Below are 17,057 nucleotides of genomic sequence, written 5' to 3'. Positions count from 1 at the left end.
TTGCCGTTGGTACCGCCCGGCAAGGTAGCGTCATGTCTGCCATGGACATTGCTTACATCCCCAGTCCGTCGACCGGCGTGATCCATCTCGGACCGATCCCGCTCCGCGGCTACGCGTTCTGCATCATCATCGGCGTCTTCGTCGCCGTCTGGCTCGGCAACAAGCGGTGGATCGCGCGCGGTGGAAAGCCGGGCACGGTCGCGGACATCGCCGTGTGGGCCGTGCCCTTCGGCCTGGTCGGTGGTCGCCTCTACCACGTGATCACCGACTACCAGCTCTACTTCGGCGAGGGCCGCAACTGGGTCGACGCCCTCAAGATCTGGGAGGGCGGACTCGGCATCTGGGGCGCCATCGCGCTCGGCGCGGTCGGTGCCTGGATCGGCTGCCGCCTGCGCGGGATCCCGCTGCCGGCCTGGGCCGACGCCCTGGCCCCCGGCATCGCGCTGGCCCAGGCCTGCGGACGCTGGGGCAACTGGTTCAACCAGGAGCTGTACGGCCGGGCCACCGACCTGCCGTGGGCGGTGGAGATCTCCGCGGGCCCGAACCGGGACGCCGGCACCTACCATCCGACCTTCCTGTACGAGTCGCTGTGGTGCGTCGGTGTCGCGTTCCTGGTGATCTGGGCCGACCGCCGCTTCAAGCTCGGTCACGGACGGGCCTTCGCCCTGTACGTCGCCGCCTACTGCCTGGGCCGCGTCTGGATCGAGTACATGCGCGTCGACGAGGCCCACCACATCCTGGGCCTGCGCCTGAACGTCTGGACCTCGATCGTCGTCTTCGTCCTGGCGGTCGTCTACCTGGTGCTGTCGGCGAAGCTGCGGCCGGGCCGCGAGGAGATCGTCGAACCGGACCGGGACGGCTCCGGCGCCAAGGACGGTGACAAGGCGGCTCCGGCCGACGCGGACACCGCCGTCGGCGCCGAGCCCGCGGACGCCGCCGCCGGGTCCACCGACGCGGCGAAGCCGGAGCAGGCCGAGACCAAGGCGCCCGTCCTCACGAAGGACGCCCCGGCCGAGGCCGAGGCCCCGGAGGCCGGCAAGCGCTGACCGCACGGTCCATGAGGGGGTGCCGCGCAGACCGCGGCGCCCCCTCTTCGTCGTTCCGCCGCCCGAACCCGCCGCCGGCCGGCGACGCCGGGTTCAGTGGACGGCCTTGCGCGCCGCGAGCGCCAGCGTGCGGTGCGCCGCGGCCACCACCGCCGGATCCACGAACCGCCCGTCGGGCAGGGCCAGCGCCCCCGGGGTGGCCCGGGCCGCGCTCAGCACCTCCACGGCGGCGCTGACCTCCTCGGGCGCCGGCAGGTAGGCCCGCTCGATCACCGGGAGCTGGCGCGGGTGGATTGCCGCCCGGCCGAGGAAGCCCAGGGAGCGGCCCCGGACGCAGGAGACGGCCAGCGCCTCCAGGTCCCGGATGTCGGGGAACACCGACTGCGCCGGGGGCGCCAGCCCCGCCGCGCGGGCCGCGACCACCACCCGGGAGCGGCACCAGTCCAGGCCCGTCTCCGCGCTGACGGCCAGGTCGGCCCGCAGGTCCGCCTCGCCCAGGGAGAGCCCGCGCAGGGCGGGGTGCGCGCGGGCGATCTCGTACGCCCGTTCCACGCCCACGGCCGATTCGAGCAGGGCGTGCAGGCTCACGCCGCCGGTGCGGTCCGCGACGGCGGTGATCTGTGCCGGGGCGTTGATCTTGGGCAGTCGCAGCCCGGCGAGGCCGTGCAGTCGGCCCAGCGCGGTGAGGTCCGCGCCGCCCCAGGGGGAGTCGAGGGCGTTGACACGGACGTGGACGGGCAGCGGGGGCCGCTCGGCGAGCAGATCGGCGGTCGCGGCGCGGGCGTACTCCTTGCGCGAGGCCGGTACGGCGTCCTCCAGGTCGATGATGACGGCGTCCGCCCCGCAGCCGAGGGCCTTGGCGACGACCTCCGGGCGGTCTCCGGGCGCGTACAGCCAGGTCAGGATCACAGGGCCCCCTCCGTCCGCAGTGCGGTGATCTCGGCGTCGGTGAGCCCGAGCTCGCCCAGGACCTCCTCGGTGTCCGCGCCGTGCGGGCGGCCCGCCCAGCGGATCCCGCCGGGGGTCCCGGAGAGCCGGAACAGGATGTTCTGCATACGCAGCGGGCCCAGCTCCGGATCCTCGACCTCGGTGACCGTGTCGAGGGCCGCGAACTGCGGATCGGCCATCACGTCCCGGACGTCGTAGACCTGGGCGACGGCCGCCTCGGCGTCCTCGAACACGGAGATCACCTCGTCGGCCTTGTGCCGGGCGATCCAGCCGCCGACCGCCTCGTCCAGCACGTCCGCGTGCCGGGCCCGCCCGTCGCCCGTCGCGAACCAGGGCTCGGCGATCAGCTCGGGGCGGCCGACCAGCCGCATGACCCGCTCGGCGATGGACTGCGCGGAGGCGGAGACCGCCAGCCAGCGCCCGTCGGCACTGCGGTAGGTGTTGCGGGGGGCGTTGTTGGTGGAGCGGTTGCCCGTACGGGGCTGGACGTAGCCGAGCTGGTCGTACCAGAGCGGGTGCGGGCCCAGCACGGTGAGGATCGGCTCGACGATGGCCAGGTCGACGACCTGTCCGTGCCCGGTGCGGTCCCGGCCGGCGAGGGCCGTCATCACTGCGTACGCGCAGGTCAACGCGGCGATCGAGTCGGCGAGCCCGAAGGGCGGCAGGGTCGGCGGCCCGTCCGGCTCCCCGGTGATCGCGGCAAAACCGCTCATCGCCTCGGCGAGGGTGCCGAAGCCCGGGCGGTGCGCGTACGGGCCGTGCTGGCCGAAGGCCGTGACACGGGCCAGGACCAGACGCGGGTTCGCGGCGGCCAGCTCGGGCCAGCCCAGCCCCCACTTCTCCAGGGTGCCGGGGCGGAAGTTCTCGATGACCACGTCGGCGGTGGCGGCCAGGCGCAGCAGGGTGTCCCGGCCGCCCGGGGTGGACAGGTCCAGGGTCATCGTCCGCTTGTTCCGGCCGAGCAGCTTCCACCACAGGCCGATGCCGTCCTTGGCGGGGCCGTGCCCGCGGGAGGGGTCGGGGCGGCCGGGGTGTTCGACCTTGACGACCTCGGCCCCGAAGTCCCCGAGCAGGGTGGCGGCCAGCGGACCGGCGAAGAGGGTGGCGAGGTCGAGCACGCGGAGCCCTTCCAGCGGCCCGGTGGTTGTCACGAGGCGGCTCCGGGCTGCGCCGCGGCGAAGGCGTCGGTCTCGGCGCGGGTCGGCATCGAGTCCTGGGCCCCCGGACGCTGCACGGACAGCGCGGCCGCCGCCGAGGCCCAGCGCAGGGCCACGGGCATCGGCCGGCCCTCGCCCAGGGCGACGGCGAGGGCGCCGACGAAGGTGTCCCCGGCGGCGGTGGTGTCCACGGCCCGGACCCGGGGCGCGGGCACGGTCAGCGGATCCCGGTCGCGGGCGGCGTACAGCACCCCGGCCGCGCCGAGGGTGATCACCACCTCGGGCACGTCGGCCAGCAGCGCCTCGGCGGCCTGGAGGGGGTCGGTGAGCCCGGTGAGGGCCGCCGCCTCGTGCTCGTTCGGGACGAGGAGGTCGGTGGCGGCGAGGAGTTCGGCGGGGAGCGGCTGGGCGGGGGCGGGGGTGAGCACCGTACGGACGCCGTGCGCGCGGGCGGCGCGGGCCCCGGCGAGGACGGCGGGCATCGGCAGCTCCAGCTGCAGGAGGAGGGAGCGGGCGGCGGCGATCCGGGCCTCGTCCCCCGCCTCCAGGCCGGTGACGGCCGCGTTCGCGCCGGGGATGACGATGATGCTGTTGCCGCCCTCGTCGTCCACGGTGATGTGGGCGGTGCCGCTGGCGCCCTCCACGGTGCGCAGGGACGCCGTCTCGACCCCGGCCGCGGTGAGCGCGGAGCGCAGCCGTACGCCGAACTCGTCGGCCCCGACCGCGCCGATCATCACCACCTTCCCGCCGGAGCGGGCGGCGGCCACGGCCTGGTTGGCCCCCTTGCCGCCGGGGACCGTGCGGAAGGCGCGGCCGGTGACGGTCTCCCCGAGGCGGGGGGCCTTGGGGACGTAGGCGACGAGGTCCATGTTCGTACTGCCGAGCACGGCGATGGCCGTCATGAGCGTGCTGCCTCCTGTGCGGTGAGGTGGGCGAGGGTGTCGAAGCCGATGCCGTCGAATCCGGGGACGGTGGTGGCGAGGCGGTTCTTGAGGGGGGCGGTCCAGCGGTGCGGGATCCGTTCCGGGGAGCCGGCGAGGAGCCCGGCGAGGGCGCCGGCGGTGGCCCCGTTGGAGTCGGTGTCCCAGCCGCCGGACACCGCACGGCAGACGGAGTGGGTGAAGTCCCCGTCGGCGTGGGTGAGGGCGGCGGCGATCAGGGCGGTGTTCGGGACGGCGTGGACCCAGTGGTAGTGCCCGTAGCGGGCGTGCAGCCGGTCGACGACGAGTGCGAAGTCCGTTTCCCGCCCGGCCGTGCGGATCCCGAAGCGGACGGCTTCGGCGAGGCGGGAGCGGGGCGGTACGACGGCCAGTCCGGCCCGGAGCGCGGTGTGGACGTCCGCCCGTCCGGTGGCCGCCTCGGCGGTGGCGGCGGCGACGAGGAGGGCGGCGTAGACGCCGTTGCCGGTGTGGGTCAGGGCGGCGTCCCGGTAGGCCTGGGCCGCGGCGGCGGCCGGGTCGCCGGGGTTGGTCCAGCCGTGGACGTCGGCGCGGATGAGGGCGCCGATCCACTCGCGGAAGGGGTTGTGGTGGGTGGCGGTGGCGGGCGGCTCCAGCCCGAGGAGCAGATTGCGGTAGGCGATCCGTTCGGCGGTGAAGGTACGCCCGGCGGGCAGCTCGTCGAGCCAGAGGCGGGCCACGTCGGCGGTGGTGAAGCGCTTGCCGTGCCGCTGGAGCAGGAGCAGTCCGAGGAGCGGGTAGTTGAGGTCGTCGTCCTCGGGCATGCCGTCGATGTTCTCGGCGAGGGAGGTGGGCGCGGAGCGGCGGTTCCAGGGGTACGCGGCCAGCACCTCCGGTGGGACGCCGCGTGCGGTGAACCAGTCGTCCAGCGGCCAGTTGCCGGCGGCGCGGGCGAGTGTGCGGATGCCGGACAGCGGCAGCTTCTCGACGGGCTTCCCGAGCAGACACCCGACGGCCCGCCCCAGCCAGGCGGCTTCCAGCCGGGTCCGCAGGGCGGCCTCCGGCCCGGTTCGCGGTGCGGCCTGCGGGCCGGTGTGCGGTGCTCCCGCTGCGCGGGGTGGCACGTGGCCGGTTCGGCAGGCCGTGGTGATGTCCGGCCAGGACTGGGGTTCGTCGGTGGGGGAGGGAGGCGGGAGCTGCGCCAGGTCGTCGAGGAGGCGGGTGGCCAGGGCGCGGAGTCCCGGCGGGGCCGGGGCGGGGGAGGATCCGGCGCGTTCGGGGGCGGGGCGGCCGCCCGCCGCGAGCCAGGTCCGCAGGGCGCCGGCCGGGTCCCGGCCGTCCTCGGCGGCCTGGCGCAGCTCGTGCCCGACGAGGTCCTCGGGCTGGGCCCAGGTCAGCCGCAGGAGCCCGCACGCCGGGCCGGACTCCGGGCCCGCCCCACGCTCCCGCGGGGAGCGGTGCCGGGCCGGGCCGGGGGCGTCGAGGGATTCCGGCGGGTGCGCGGGAGCGGCCGGGGCGGACCCGGCGCCGCCCGTCACCGGTCCGCCGCGATCGCGGTGAAGGCCGACTCGTGGGAGCGGCGGCGGGACCGGTCGAGTGCGAAGATCTCCCGGGCCACCGCGGCCAGCGCCACGGCCGGGGCGTGCAGGTCGAGGCGGCTGGCCTCGGCAACCTGCTTGGCCCATGCGGCGGGGACCACGGCCTCGCCGCCCAGGGCCCCGGCGATCGCGCCCGCCATGGTGGCGATGGAGTCGCAGTCCCGGCCGTAGTTGACCGCGCCGAGCACCGCGGTCTCGTACCGCCCGTCGGCGACGAGCAGCATGCCCAGCGCGACCGGGAGTTCCTCGATCGCGTGGAGGCGGGACGGGCGGCGGGCGTCGAGGGAGGGGGCGCGGTAGTCCGGGCCGACGGAGTCGTACGGGGCCACCGCCGCCCGCAGTGGAGCCAGCGCCGACTCGAAGTCCCGGTGCGCGGAGGCGACTTCGCGGACGGCGGCGATCGCGGCGCGCGTGCCGTCCTTGGCCAGCGACAGGGCCGTGTCCACCACCGAGGCGGCCGTCGCCCCCGGCACGCATGCGGCCGCCACCGCCGCCGCGAACACGCCCGCCGCCTCCCGCCCGTACGAGGACTGGTGCGCACCGGCGATGTCCAGCGCCTCCGCGTACGCACCCGCCGGGTTGCCCGCGTTGGCGATGCCCACCGGCGCCATGTACATCGCCGCGCCACAGTTCACGATGTTGCCGCTGCCGGCCTCGCGGGGGTCGGCGTGCGCGTAGTGCAGCCGGGTCACGATCCACTTCTCCGCGAGGAAGATCCGCTGCAACGGCAGTGCCTCGGCCTCCAGTTCGGGGATCCAGCGGGGCGTGGACATGAGGTCGGGGACCAGGTGCTCGGCGATGGCGTAGGCGTCGAGGTGGTCCCGTACGGTCTCGTAGACGCGGACCAGCGCGTGCGTCATCAAGGTGTCGTCGGTGACGTGTCCGTCGCCCTTGTGGTACGGCGCGATGGGGCGGGCCGTGCGCCAGTTCTCGTGCCAGGGGCCGACGATGCCGTGCACGCGGCCGCCGTGCCGTTCCACGATCTGGTCCGGGGTCCAGCCCTCCACCGGGCCGCCGAGCGCGTCGCCGACGGCGGCCCCGACGAGAGCGCCGCGGGCCCGGTCCTCCAACGTGAGCGTCATGTCCGAATCATCCCTTGGGTGAGGTGAGTTCCGTGGCCGCGAGGAGCGCGGCGAGTTCCACGAGGTCGGTGCCGGCGAGGCGGGGCAGGGCGCAGCCGGAGAGGGTGCGGCAGGCCTCGCGCCAGGCGGCGGGGATCGAGTCGCCGCCGCCGAGCGCGCCGGTCAGCGCGCCGGCCAGGGCGGGGGCGGAGTCCGCGACGCGGGACAGGCAGGCGGCGGCCGGGACGGCTTCGGTCATCCTGCCGCGGGCGGCGGTGGCGAGGGCGAGGGCCACGGGGACGGTCTCGGCGGCGGCGATCCCGTAGCTGTAGACGTGGTCCACGATCTCGTGTTCGAGGGTGGGGACGATGGCGAAGGCGCCGCCGTCCTTGTGGGTGCGGGCGAGCCGGACGGCGTGGCGGGCGTTGCGGCCGATCTCGGTGGTCTCGGGGAGCTGGGCGAGGGCGGCGTCCACGGCGGCGTCGACGGCGTCGTCGGCGCCGGCGGCGCTCAAGGCGGTGGCGATGGCGGCGGCCATGGCGCGGGCTCCGTGGACCCCGTCGCCGTCCTGCGTGTAGCGGGCGTCGAACTCGGCGAGGTCGGCCGCCGCCCGGGCGTCGCCGGGGTGCACGACGGCGAGGACGCAGGCCCGGACGCAGGCGGCGTCGTCGAAGTAGTGCGGGTTGTCGTGGCCGGTGGCGGGCGGGCGCAGGCCGGTGGCGAGATTGCCGAGGCCGGCGCGTACGGAGATCCGGGCGCGCAGGGGCAGGACGGCGGACTCGACCTCGGGCGCGCGTTCCGCTGCCGCGGCGACCTCGGAGGCCAGGGCGTTCCAGGCGAGGTCGATGGCGGCGCGCATGCGGCGGGAGCGGGAGAGGTCGCTGAGCAGCACCCCGGCGGCGGTGAGCACGGACTCGGCGACGAAGGCCGCCCATTCGGCGTCGTCGGAGGGGCCGAGGCGGAGCGGTTCGGGGGGCTGGTTGAGGGCGATGGGGACGGGGAGGGTGGTGGTGGCGTTCTGCTCGGCGAAGGTGTCGAGCTCGCGGGTGAGGCGGCGGGTCCACTCGGGCATCCGGCTGGCGCGGTGGCGGGCGGCGGGCCAGCCGGCCGCGTCGCCCGCGGCGAGCCCGAGGAGGAGGCCCTCGATCCGCCGGGTCCCGGCCGGGACCCCTGCGGGGCGCTCGGCGGACTCCTCCCCGGCCCGGGTCGTGACCTCGGCCTCGGCCCTGGCGGCGACCTGGGCCCGGGTGCCGGTCCCCGTCCCGACCCCGACCCCGGTCCCTGCCCGGGCCGGGACCGCCTGGCCGGTACGGATCACGATGCGGGATCCCGGGTCGGTGGCGGCGAGGGCGGCGATGGCCGCCGCCCTGTCCCGCCCCGCACCCGCGGCGGGGCTCCTGGACTCCCGCTCCGCCGAATCCGGCGCGGGCACCGGACCCGGGATCGGGCTCGTCGCCGACGTGCCGGGCAGGGCCCCGGCGGGGCCCGGCCCCCCGGGGTCCGGGCCCCCCGCTCCCGCCCCCGGCTTCGCCGGAGTCGGACCCGTAGCGGTGGTCGCGTCCTCGAGTCCGCGCTCCGCCCTGGCCGGAGCCGGGTCCGCCGGGAGGCGTACCGGACCGACCGGCCGCAGGGCCGACGGCGGCCCGGCCGGGTCCTGCCCGGCCGGGGCCAGGTCTGCGGCCCTCGGTTCCGCCGGCCCCGTACCGGTCGGGTTGCCGATCCCTCGTTCCGCTCCGGCCGGGGCCCGGCCGGCCGGAGCCGGTTCGTGGGTGGTCGGCGCAGTCGTGGTCAGGTCGTCCGGGGAGAGGGTCATCGGGGGGCCTCGCATTCGGGGGTGAGGAGGTCCGCGATGTCCAGGACGTGATAGCCCCGCATCGAGGGGAGGCAGCTGCCGCGGACGGGGCCGATGGCCGAGGACCAGGCGGCGGGGATCGCGGCCGCGCCCGACAGCGCACCGGCCAGCGCGCCCGCCACCGCGGCCGTGGTGTCGGCGTCGCGGCCCATGTTCACGGCGGTGAGGACGGAGGAGGGGAAGTCCCCCCGGCACGCGGCGAAGGCGCCGAAGGCCAGGCCCACCGCCTCGGGGGCGAGGTCCGTCCACGGGTAGCCGCCGATGACCACCGCCGAGCGCACCGCCCGTTCGCCCCGCGGGGCGGCGGTGACCGCCCGGCGCAGGGAGCGGGCCGTCCACGAGTCGGACGGGATGACGGACAGGGCCGCCGAGACCACCGAGGCGGGGGAGCCGCCGGCCATGGCCGCCGCCACGCCCGCGGCCACCGCCTGGCCGCCGTAGATGCCCTCGCCGTCGTGGCTGACCGAGCCGTCGATGGCGACCAGCCGGGCGGCCTCCGCCGGCCGGCCCGCGGCGAAGACGCCGAACGGCGCCGCCCGCATGGCGAGACCGTCCGACCACGCGTGCCGGTGCTGGGCCGAGATGGGTGCGGCCAGGCCCCTGCGGAGGTTCTCCAGGGTGCCGCGCTCCGAGAATCCGGCGCCGCGGAACGGGCCTTCGTCGAGATCGGCGATCCAGTGGTGCCAGGCCCGTTCCACGTGGGAGACGGTGAGCGCCGAGCCGTGGCGGGCCAGCAGCAGCCCCGAGAAGATCGCGTACTCGGTGTCGTCCGTGCCTGCCGGGTCCTCCGACACGAAACCCTCGATGCGGCCCCATTTCGCCCGGATCTCCGACGGCTTCATGTTCTCCGCGGGGGCGCCCAGCGCATCACCCACGGCGAGTCCGAGAAGAGCGCCCCTGGCCCGTTCGAGGAGGACCTGCGGATTGCATGCAATCAGCTTCATCGGCTCCATGGCGCGCCTCTCCCACATTGGATGGGGCTCATCATGAGCCCTTGGGGGATTTGTGCCATGGCATGTGGTTTGTCGCCTGTCGCGAAACACCCCGCGCGCACCCTCGTCACCCGGTCGCCGACCCGTAAAAGCCCAGGTAAGTACGGCCTTCCTTGCTGGCGGGCGACAGAAATCGTGCGTAGTTTCGAGGTGTTCAGGGGGAGCGGCACGCGTCCTGGCGTCCGTTCGCATATTTGGGGAGATTTCACGCATGTCCATCATCGACATCGAAGCACCGCTGCACACCGCCCACCGCGACAACCACACCCACCGGGACGTCAACGGCGGATGGCTGCGACCGGCCGTCTTCGGTGCCATGGACGGGCTCGTCTCCAACCTCGCCCTGATGACCGGCGTGGCGGGCGGCGCCGTCGCCCCGCAGACCGTCGTCATCACCGGGCTCGCGGGGCTCGCGGCCGGCGCCTTCTCGATGGCGGCCGGCGAATACACCTCCGTCGCCTCGCAGCGCGAACTGGTCCTCGCCGAACTGGATGTGGAGCGACAGCAGTTGCGCAAGCATCCGGTCGACGAGATGGAGGAGCTCGCCGAGCTCTACGTCTCCCGCGGCGTCGAGCCGCCGCTCGCCCGCGAGGTCGCCATGCAGCTGTCGCGCGACCCCGAGCAGGCGCTGGAGATCCACGCCCGCGAGGAGCTCGGCATCGATCCGGACGACCTGCCCTCGCCGCTCGTCGCCGCGGTCTCGTCCTTCGGCTCGTTCGCACTGGGCGCGCTGCTCCCCGTGCTGCCGTACCTGCTCGGCGCCACGGCGCTGTGGCCCGCGGTGCTGCTCGCGCTGGCCGGGCTCTTCGCCTGCGGGGCGGTCGTCTCCCGGGTCACCGCACGGTCCTGGTGGTACAGCGGCCTGCGTCAGCTGGCGCTGGGTGGCGCGGCCGCGGGTGTGACGTACATCCTGGGAACCTGGATCGGTGGAGCCATAGGCTGACCGCGGCTGGAGTGAGACACTATGCAGAGCACCACATAAATAGTTCATTACTCGGCGGTTTCGATCCTGTGTCCGCCGGGCATCAGACCAGGACTCCGGGCAACGATGCCCGCCCTGCACCGGGACCTCCGCCCCGCGCCACCTCGTGGAGCGCCGCGAAAGTCCCCTCTTCCTGCCCCGTGCAGTGTCCGCATGCTGGAATGACGTATCCGCTTCTCGGGATTGTCGTCATCATGTAATCTGCACGAAATTTCGCAGAGGGCCAACGTCGTCCCTCGGCTATGCACATATGCCACGACGACGACGGGAGAGCCGATGCGTTCCGCATCCACGCACTCCGCGACCGGCCCCAGCACCACCGCCTGGTCGCCCATGGACGGTCGCCCCGCCCAGCAGGGCATGTACGACCCGCGCAACGAGAAGGACGCCTGTGGCGTCGGATTCGTGGCGAACCTCACCGGCGAGGCCACCCACACGCTCGTTGAGCAGGCACTGACCGTATTGCGGAACCTCGAGCACCGCGGCGCGACCGGCTCCGAGCCGGACTCGGGCGACGGCGCCGGAATCCTCAGCCAGGTCCCCGACGCGTTCCTGCGCGAGGTGGCCGGCTTCGAGCTCCCCGAGGCCGGCGGCTACGCCGTCGGCATCGCCTTCCTCCCCGCCGACGGCACCGCACAGGCCGTCGCCGTGGAGCAGATCGAGGCCATCGCCGCCGAGGAGAACCTCACGGTCCTCGGCTGGCGCGAGGTCCCGGTCACCCCGGACCTGCTCGGCAACGGCGCCCGCGCCACCATGCCGGCCTTCTCGCAGCTGTTCGTCAGCAACGGAAGCACGGGCATCGAGCTGGACCGCAAGGCCTTCGTGCTGCGCAAGCGCGCCGAGCGCGAGGCCGGCGTGTACTTCCCGTCGCTCTCCGCCCGCACCATCGTCTACAAGGGCATGCTGACCACCGGCCAGCTGGAGCCCTTCTTCCCCGACCTCTCCGACCGCCGCTTCGCCTCGGCCGTCGCCCTGGTCCACTCGCGCTTCTCGACGAACACCTTCCCGTCGTGGCCGCTCGCCCACCCGTACCGTTTCGTCGCGCACAACGGCGAGATCAACACGGTCAAGGGCAACCGCAACTGGATGAAGGCCCGCGAGTCCCAGCTGGCCTCCGAGGCCTTCGGTGACGGCGTCCTGGACCGGATCTTCCCGATCTGCACCCCGGACGCCTCCGACTCGGCCTCCTTCGACGAGGTCCTGGAGCTGCTCCACCTCGGCGGCCGCTCGCTCCCGCACAGCGTGCTGATGATGATCCCGGAGGCGTGGGAGAACCACACCTCCATGGACCCGGCCCGCCGCGCGTTCTACAAGTACCACTCCACCCAGATGGAGCCCTGGGACGGCCCGGCCTGCGTCACCTTCACCGACGGCGTCCAGGTCGGCGCGGTCCTCGACCGCAACGGTCTGCGCCCCGGCCGCTACTGGGTCACCGACGACGGCCTCGTCGTCCTCGGCTCCGAGGTCGGCGTGCTCGACATCGACCCGGCCAAGGTCGTCCGCAAGGGCCGCCTGCAGCCCGGCAAGATGTTCCTCGTCGACACCGCCCAGAAGCGGATCATCGAGGACGACGAGATCAAGAACGAGCTGGCCGGCGCCGCTCCGTACGCCGAATGGCTGGAGACCGGCGAGATCGAGCTGTCGGACCTGCCCGAGCGTGAGCACATCGTGCACACCCACGCCTCGGTCACCCGCCGCCAGCAGACCTTCGGCTACACCGAGGAAGAGCTGCGCGTCATCCTCGCGCCGATGGCCCGTACCGCCGGCGAGCCGCTCGGCTCCATGGGTACGGACTCCCCGATCGCGGCCCTGTCCGAGCGCCCCCGGCTGCTCTTCGACTACTTCACCCAGCTCTTCGCGCAGGTCACCAACCCGCCGCTGGACGCCATCCGCGAGGAGCTCGTCACCTCGCTGCTGTCCTCGCTCGGCCCGCAGGGCAACCTGCTGGAGTCGACCGCCGCGTCCTGCCGCAGCGTCACCCTGCCCTTCCCGGTGATCGACAACGACGAGCTGGCCAAGCTCATCCACATCAACGCCGACGGCGACATGCCCGGCATGAAGGCCGCCACGCTCTCCGGCCTCTACCGGGTCTCCGGCGGCGGCGAGGCCCTGGCCGCCCGCATCGAGGAGATCCGCGCCGAGGCCGACGCGGCCATCGCCAACGGCGCCCGCCTGATCGTCCTCTCGGACCGTCACTCGGACGCCGAGCACGCGCCGATCCCGTCGCTGCTGCTCACCTCCGCCGTGCACCACCACCTCATCGCCACCAAGCAGCGCACCCAGGTGGGTCTGCTGGTCGAGGCCGGTGACGTCCGCGAGGTCCACCACGTCGCCCTGCTCATCGGCTACGGCGCTGCCGCGGTCAACCCGTACCTCGCCATGGAGTCCGTCGAGGACCTGCTGCGCGCCGGTACCTTCCTGTCCGGCCTGGAGCCGGAGCAGGCCATCAAGAACCTGATCTACGCGCTCGGCAAGGGCGTTCTGAAGGTCATGTCCAAGATGGGCATCTCCACCGTCGCCTCCTACCGCGGCGCCCAGGTCTTCGAGGCCGTCGGCCTGAACGACGAGTTCGTCGAGACCTACTTCAACGGCACCGCCACCAAGATCGGCGGCGCCGGCCTGGACGTCATCGCCAAGGAGGTGGCCGCGCGCCACGCCAAGGCGTACCCCGTCTCCGGCATCGCGGCCACGCACCGCGCGCTGGAGATCGGCGGCGAGTACCAGTGGCGCCGCGAGGGCGAGCCGCACCTGTTCGACCCGGAGACGGTCTTCCGCCTCCAGCACGCCACCCGCAACCGCCGGTACGACATCTTCAAGCAGTACACGGCCCGGGTGAACGAGCAGTCCGAACGCCTGATGACGCTCCGCGGCCTGTTCGGCTTCAAGTCGGAGCGCGAAGCCATCTCCATCGACGAGGTCGAGTCGGTCGCCGACATCGTCAAGCGCTTCTCCACCGGCGCCATGTCGTACGGCTCCATCTCCAAGGAGGCGCACGAGACCCTCGCCATCGCCATGAACCAGCTGGGCGCCAAGTCCAACACCGGTGAGGGCGGCGAGGACCCGGACCGCCTGTACGACCCGGCGCGCCGCTCCTCCATCAAGCAGGTCGCCTCCGGCCGCTTCGGTGTGACCTCGGAGTACCTGGTCAACGCGGACGACATCCAGATCAAGATGGCGCAGGGCGCGAAGCCCGGCGAGGGCGGCCAGCTGCCCGGCCACAAGGTCTACCCGTGGGTCGCCAAGACCCGGCACTCCACCCCGGGTGTCGGCCTGATCTCCCCGCCGCCGCACCACGACATCTACTCCATCGAGGACCTGGCTCAGCTGATCCACGACCTCAAGAACGCCAACCCGGTCGCCCGCATCCACGTGAAGCTGGTCTCCGAGGTCGGCGTGGGTACGGTCGCGGCCGGTGTCTCCAAGGCCCACGCGGACGTCGTCCTCATCTCCGGCCACGACGGCGGAACGGGCGCCTCCCCGCTCACCTCGCTCAAGCACGCGGGCGGCCCCTGGGAGCTCGGCCTCGCCGAGACCCAGCAGACCCTGCTGCTCAACGGGCTGCGCGACCGCATCGTGGTCCAGACGGACGGCCAGCTCAAGACCGGCCGCGACGTGGTCATCGCCGCGCTGCTCGGCGCCGAGGAGTTCGGTTTCGCGACCGCGCCGCTCGTCGTCTCCGGCTGCGTCATGATGCGCGTCTGCCACCTGGACACCTGCCCGGTCGGCATCGCCACCCAGAACCCGGTCCTGCGGAGTCGCTTCTCCGGCAAGCCCGAGTTCGTCGTCAACTTCTTCGAGTACATCGCGGAGGAGGTGCGCGAGATCCTCGCCGAGCTGGGCTTCCGCACGATCGAGGAGGCCGTCGGCCACGCCGAGCTCCTCGACACCACCAAGGCCGTCACGCACTGGAAGGCGCAGGGTCTCGACCTGGAGCCGCTCTTCTACGTGCCGGAGCTGCCCGAGGGCGCGGTCCGCCACGCCCTGATCGAGCAGGACCACGGTCTGGAGAAGGCCCTCGACAACGAGCTCGTCGAGCTCGCGGCCGACGCGCTGAACGCGGACTCCGCCGAGGCGGCCCTGCCCGTCCGCGCCCAGGTCTCGATCCGCAACATCAACCGGACCGTGGGCACCATGCTCGGCCACCACGTCACGAAGAAGTTCGGTGGCGCGGGCCTGCCCGACAACACCATCGACCTGACCTTCACGGGCAGCGCCGGCCAGTCCTTCGGCGCCTTCGTGCCGAAGGGCATCACCCTCCGGCTGGAGGGCGACGCCAACGACTACGTCGGCAAGGGCCTCTCCGGTGGCCGCATCGTGGTCCGCCCGGACCGCGGCGCCGACCACCTCGCCGAGTACTCCACCATCGCCGGCAACACCATCGGCTACGGAGCCACCGGCGGCGAGATGTTCCTGCGCGGCCGCACCGGCGAGCGCTTCTGCGTCCGCAACTCGGGTGCGCTGGTCGTTTCGGAGGGCGTGGGCGACCACGGCTGCGAGTACATGACCGGCGGCCAGGCGGTCGTCCTGGGCGAGACGGGCCGCAACTTCGCGGCCGGTATGTCGGGCGGCGTCGCGTACGTCATCGACCTCGACCCGCACAACGTCAACGTCGGCAACGCGGGCGCCGTGGAGGCCCTGTCCGACACCGACAAGCAGTGGCTGCACGATGTGGTGCGCCGCCACGAGGAGGAGACCGGCTCGACCGTGGCCGCGAAGCTCCTGGCTGACTGGTCCGTCGCGGTGGACCGCTTCAGCAAGATCATCCCCACCACGTACAAGGCAGTGCTCGCCGCCAAGGACGCCGCTGAGCTCGCCGGACTCTCGGAATCCGAGACCACGGAGAAGATGATGGAGGCGGCGACCCATGGCTGACCCGAAGGGCTTCCTCACCACCCCGCGCGAGACCGCCTGCTCCCGTCCCGTCGCCGATCGGCTGAAGGACTGGAACGAGGTCTACGTTCCGGGCTCGCTGCTCCCGATCATCAGCAAGCAGGCCGGCCGCTGCATGGACTGCGGCATCCCGTTCTGCCACAACGGGTGCCCGCTCGGGAACCTGATCCCGGAGTGGAACGACTTCTCGTACCGCGAGGACTGGACCGCCGCCTCGGAGCGCCTGCACGCGACGAACAACTTCCCGGAGTTCACCGGGCGGCTGTGCCCGGCCCCGTGCGAGTCGGCGTGCGTGCTCGGCATCAACCAGCCCGCCGTCACCATCAAGAACGTCGAAGTCTCGATCATCGACAAGGCGTGGGACAACGGCGACGTCACCCCGCAGGCGCCGGAGCGGCTGTCCGGCAAGACCGCCGCCGTCATCGGCTCCGGTCCGGCGGGCCTCGCCGCCGCCCAGCAGCTGACCCGGGCCGGCCACACCGTGGTCGTGTACGAGCGCGCCGACCGCATCGGCGGCCTGCTGCGCTACGGCATCCCCGAGTTCAAGATGGAGAAGGTGCACATCAACCGCCGCATCGAGCAGATGCGCGCGGAGGGCACCAAGTTCCGCACCGGCATCGAGGTCGGCCGCGACATCACCGCCACCGACCTGCGCAAGCGGTTCGACGCGGTGGTCATCGCGGCGGGCGCGACCGTCTCCCGCGACCTGCCGGTCCCGGGCCGCGAGCTGAACGGCATCCACTTCGCGATGGAGTACCTGCCGCTCGCCAACAAGGTCCAGGAGGGCGACTTCATGGCGCCCCCCATCACGGCCGAGGGCAAGCACGTGGTCGTCATCGGCGGCGGCGACACCGGCGCGGACTGCGTGGGCACCGCCCACCGCCAGGGCGCGGCCTCCGTCACGCAGCTGGAGATCATGCCCAAGCCGGGCGAGGACCGGAACGCCAACCAGCCCTGGCCGACCTTCCCGATGCTCTACAAGGTCACCTCGGCCCACGAGGAGGGCGGCGAGCGGGTCTACTCCGTCTCCACCACCCACTTCGAGGGCGACGAGGACGGCAACGTCCAGGCCCTGCACCTGATCGAGGTCGCCTTCGAGGACGGCAAGCTCGTCCAGAAGGCCGGCACCGAGCGCGTCCTCCCCGCGCAGCTGGTCACCCTGGCGATGGGCTTCACGGGCACCGACCAGGAGAACGGTCTCACCCAGCAGTTCGGCCTGGAGATGGACGCCCGCGGCAACATCGACCGCGACGCCTCCTACGCGACCAACGTGGACGGCGTCTTCGTCGCCGGCGACGCGGGCCGCGGCCAGTCGCTGATCGTCTGGGCCATCGCGGAAGGCCGCTCGGCCGCCCGCGGCGTGGACCGCTTCCTGACCGGCAGCAGTGCCCTCCCGTACCCGGTCAAGCCGACGGACCGCTCGCTGATGGTGTAACAACACCCTCGGCACCCCGCCCCCGCGAAGGGGCGGGACCCCTCATACGGTCCGTACAACGGTGTGCGGTACTCCGACACAGCGCCCGCCACGTCCCCGACCAGGGGTGGCGGGCGCTGTGGCGTTGGGTAGTCGTATCAATGCGTTCCGCTGAACCGTCGGTGCGGCCGGGACTACGCTTTTCGCGGAGCGAGGGC

The 17,057-nt window shown here is 73.3% G+C and carries 11 protein-coding genes; 4 read left to right on the top strand and 7 right to left on the bottom strand.

Features of this window, described 5'->3' with window-relative positions:
- Window positions 1-41 precede the first annotated feature (41 nt).
- Window positions 42-1,046 (top strand): prolipoprotein diacylglyceryl transferase, encoded by a 1,005-nt coding sequence (lgt, locus tag OG444_RS11180; protein ID WP_327262016.1) that lies wholly within the window; start codon window positions 42-44, stop codon window positions 1,044-1,046.
- Window positions 1,047-1,139: 93 nt separating this feature from the next.
- Here the strand turns inward: lgt and OG444_RS11175 are convergent, their stop codons facing one another.
- The 7 genes from OG444_RS11175 to OG444_RS11145 form a co-directional block, all read right to left on the bottom strand.
- Window positions 1,140-1,955 (bottom strand): HpcH/HpaI aldolase/citrate lyase family protein, encoded by an 816-nt coding sequence (locus OG444_RS11175; RefSeq protein WP_327262015.1) that lies wholly within the window; start codon window positions 1,953-1,955, stop codon window positions 1,140-1,142.
- Window positions 1,952-3,145, bottom strand: a complete 1,194-nt coding sequence (locus OG444_RS11170) for a CaiB/BaiF CoA transferase family protein (RefSeq protein WP_327262014.1) — start codon at window positions 3,143-3,145, stop codon at window positions 1,952-1,954. The genes OG444_RS11175 and OG444_RS11170 overlap by 4 nt, the downstream gene beginning before the upstream one ends.
- Complete coding sequence (rbsK, locus tag OG444_RS11165) at window positions 3,142-4,053, bottom strand: ribokinase (RefSeq protein WP_327262013.1); 912 nt, start codon at window positions 4,051-4,053, stop codon at window positions 3,142-3,144. The genes OG444_RS11170 and rbsK overlap by 4 nt, the downstream gene beginning before the upstream one ends.
- Window positions 4,050-5,453 carry an ADP-ribosylglycohydrolase family protein gene (locus tag OG444_RS11160; protein WP_327266737.1) on the bottom strand — a complete coding sequence of 468 codons (1,404 nt, stop codon included), beginning with the start codon at window positions 5,451-5,453 and terminating at the stop codon, window positions 4,050-4,052. The genes rbsK and OG444_RS11160 overlap by 4 nt, the downstream gene beginning before the upstream one ends.
- A gap of 131 nt (window positions 5,454-5,584) precedes the next feature.
- Window positions 5,585-6,730 (bottom strand): ADP-ribosylglycohydrolase family protein, encoded by a 1,146-nt coding sequence (locus tag OG444_RS11155; protein ID WP_327262012.1) that lies wholly within the window; start codon window positions 6,728-6,730, stop codon window positions 5,585-5,587.
- 7 nt (window positions 6,731-6,737) lie between these two features.
- Window positions 6,738-8,180 (bottom strand): ADP-ribosylglycohydrolase family protein, encoded by a 1,443-nt coding sequence (locus tag OG444_RS11150; RefSeq protein ID WP_442810750.1) that lies wholly within the window; start codon window positions 8,178-8,180, stop codon window positions 6,738-6,740.
- A gap of 338 nt (window positions 8,181-8,518) precedes the next feature.
- Complete coding sequence (locus tag OG444_RS11145; RefSeq protein WP_327262011.1) at window positions 8,519-9,505, bottom strand: ADP-ribosylglycohydrolase family protein; 987 nt, start codon at window positions 9,503-9,505, stop codon at window positions 8,519-8,521.
- A 259-nt stretch (window positions 9,506-9,764) separates the two neighbouring features.
- Here OG444_RS11145 and OG444_RS11140 point away from each other — a divergent pair, with 259 nt between their 5' ends.
- From OG444_RS11140 to OG444_RS11130, 3 genes are all read left to right on the top strand, one after another.
- Complete coding sequence (locus OG444_RS11140; RefSeq protein WP_327262010.1) at window positions 9,765-10,496, top strand: VIT1/CCC1 transporter family protein; 732 nt, start codon at window positions 9,765-9,767, stop codon at window positions 10,494-10,496.
- Between the two features lie 372 nt (window positions 10,497-10,868).
- Window positions 10,869-15,407: a glutamate synthase large subunit gene (gene gltB, locus OG444_RS11135; protein ID WP_327266735.1), complete on the top strand. Its 4,539-nt coding sequence runs from the start codon at window positions 10,869-10,871 to the stop codon at window positions 15,405-15,407.
- Window positions 15,400-16,860 carry a glutamate synthase subunit beta gene (locus tag OG444_RS11130; protein ID WP_327262009.1) on the top strand — a complete coding sequence of 487 codons (1,461 nt, stop codon included), beginning with the start codon at window positions 15,400-15,402 and terminating at the stop codon, window positions 16,858-16,860. Before gltB ends, OG444_RS11130 begins: the two co-directional genes overlap by 8 nt.
- The last annotated feature ends 197 nt before the right edge of the window (window positions 16,861-17,057 follow it).

Source organism: Streptomyces sp. NBC_01232, assembly GCF_035989885.1.
Lineage (GTDB): Bacteria > Actinomycetota > Actinomycetes > Streptomycetales > Streptomycetaceae > Streptomyces.
Note: the sequence above shows the minus strand (reverse complement) of the source record. Positions and strands in the feature narration are given on the sequence as shown.

Coding starts and splice junctions, on each gene's coding strand:
- lgt (WP_327262016.1), top strand. CDS start 42: ATGGACATTGCTTACATCCCCAGTCCGTCGACCGGCGTGATCCATCTC.
- rbsK (WP_327262013.1), bottom strand. CDS start 4,053: ATGACGGCCATCGCCGTGCTCGGCAGTACGAACATGGACCTCGTCGCC.
- OG444_RS11155 (WP_327262012.1), bottom strand. CDS start 6,730: ATGACGCTCACGTTGGAGGACCGGGCCCGCGGCGCTCTCGTCGGGGCC.
- OG444_RS11145 (WP_327262011.1), bottom strand. CDS start 9,505: ATGAAGCTGATTGCATGCAATCCGCAGGTCCTCCTCGAACGGGCCAGG.
- OG444_RS11140 (WP_327262010.1), top strand. CDS start 9,765: ATGTCCATCATCGACATCGAAGCACCGCTGCACACCGCCCACCGCGAC.
- gltB (WP_327266735.1), top strand. CDS start 10,869: ATGGACGGTCGCCCCGCCCAGCAGGGCATGTACGACCCGCGCAACGAG.
- OG444_RS11130 (WP_327262009.1), top strand. CDS start 15,400: ATGGCTGACCCGAAGGGCTTCCTCACCACCCCGCGCGAGACCGCCTGC.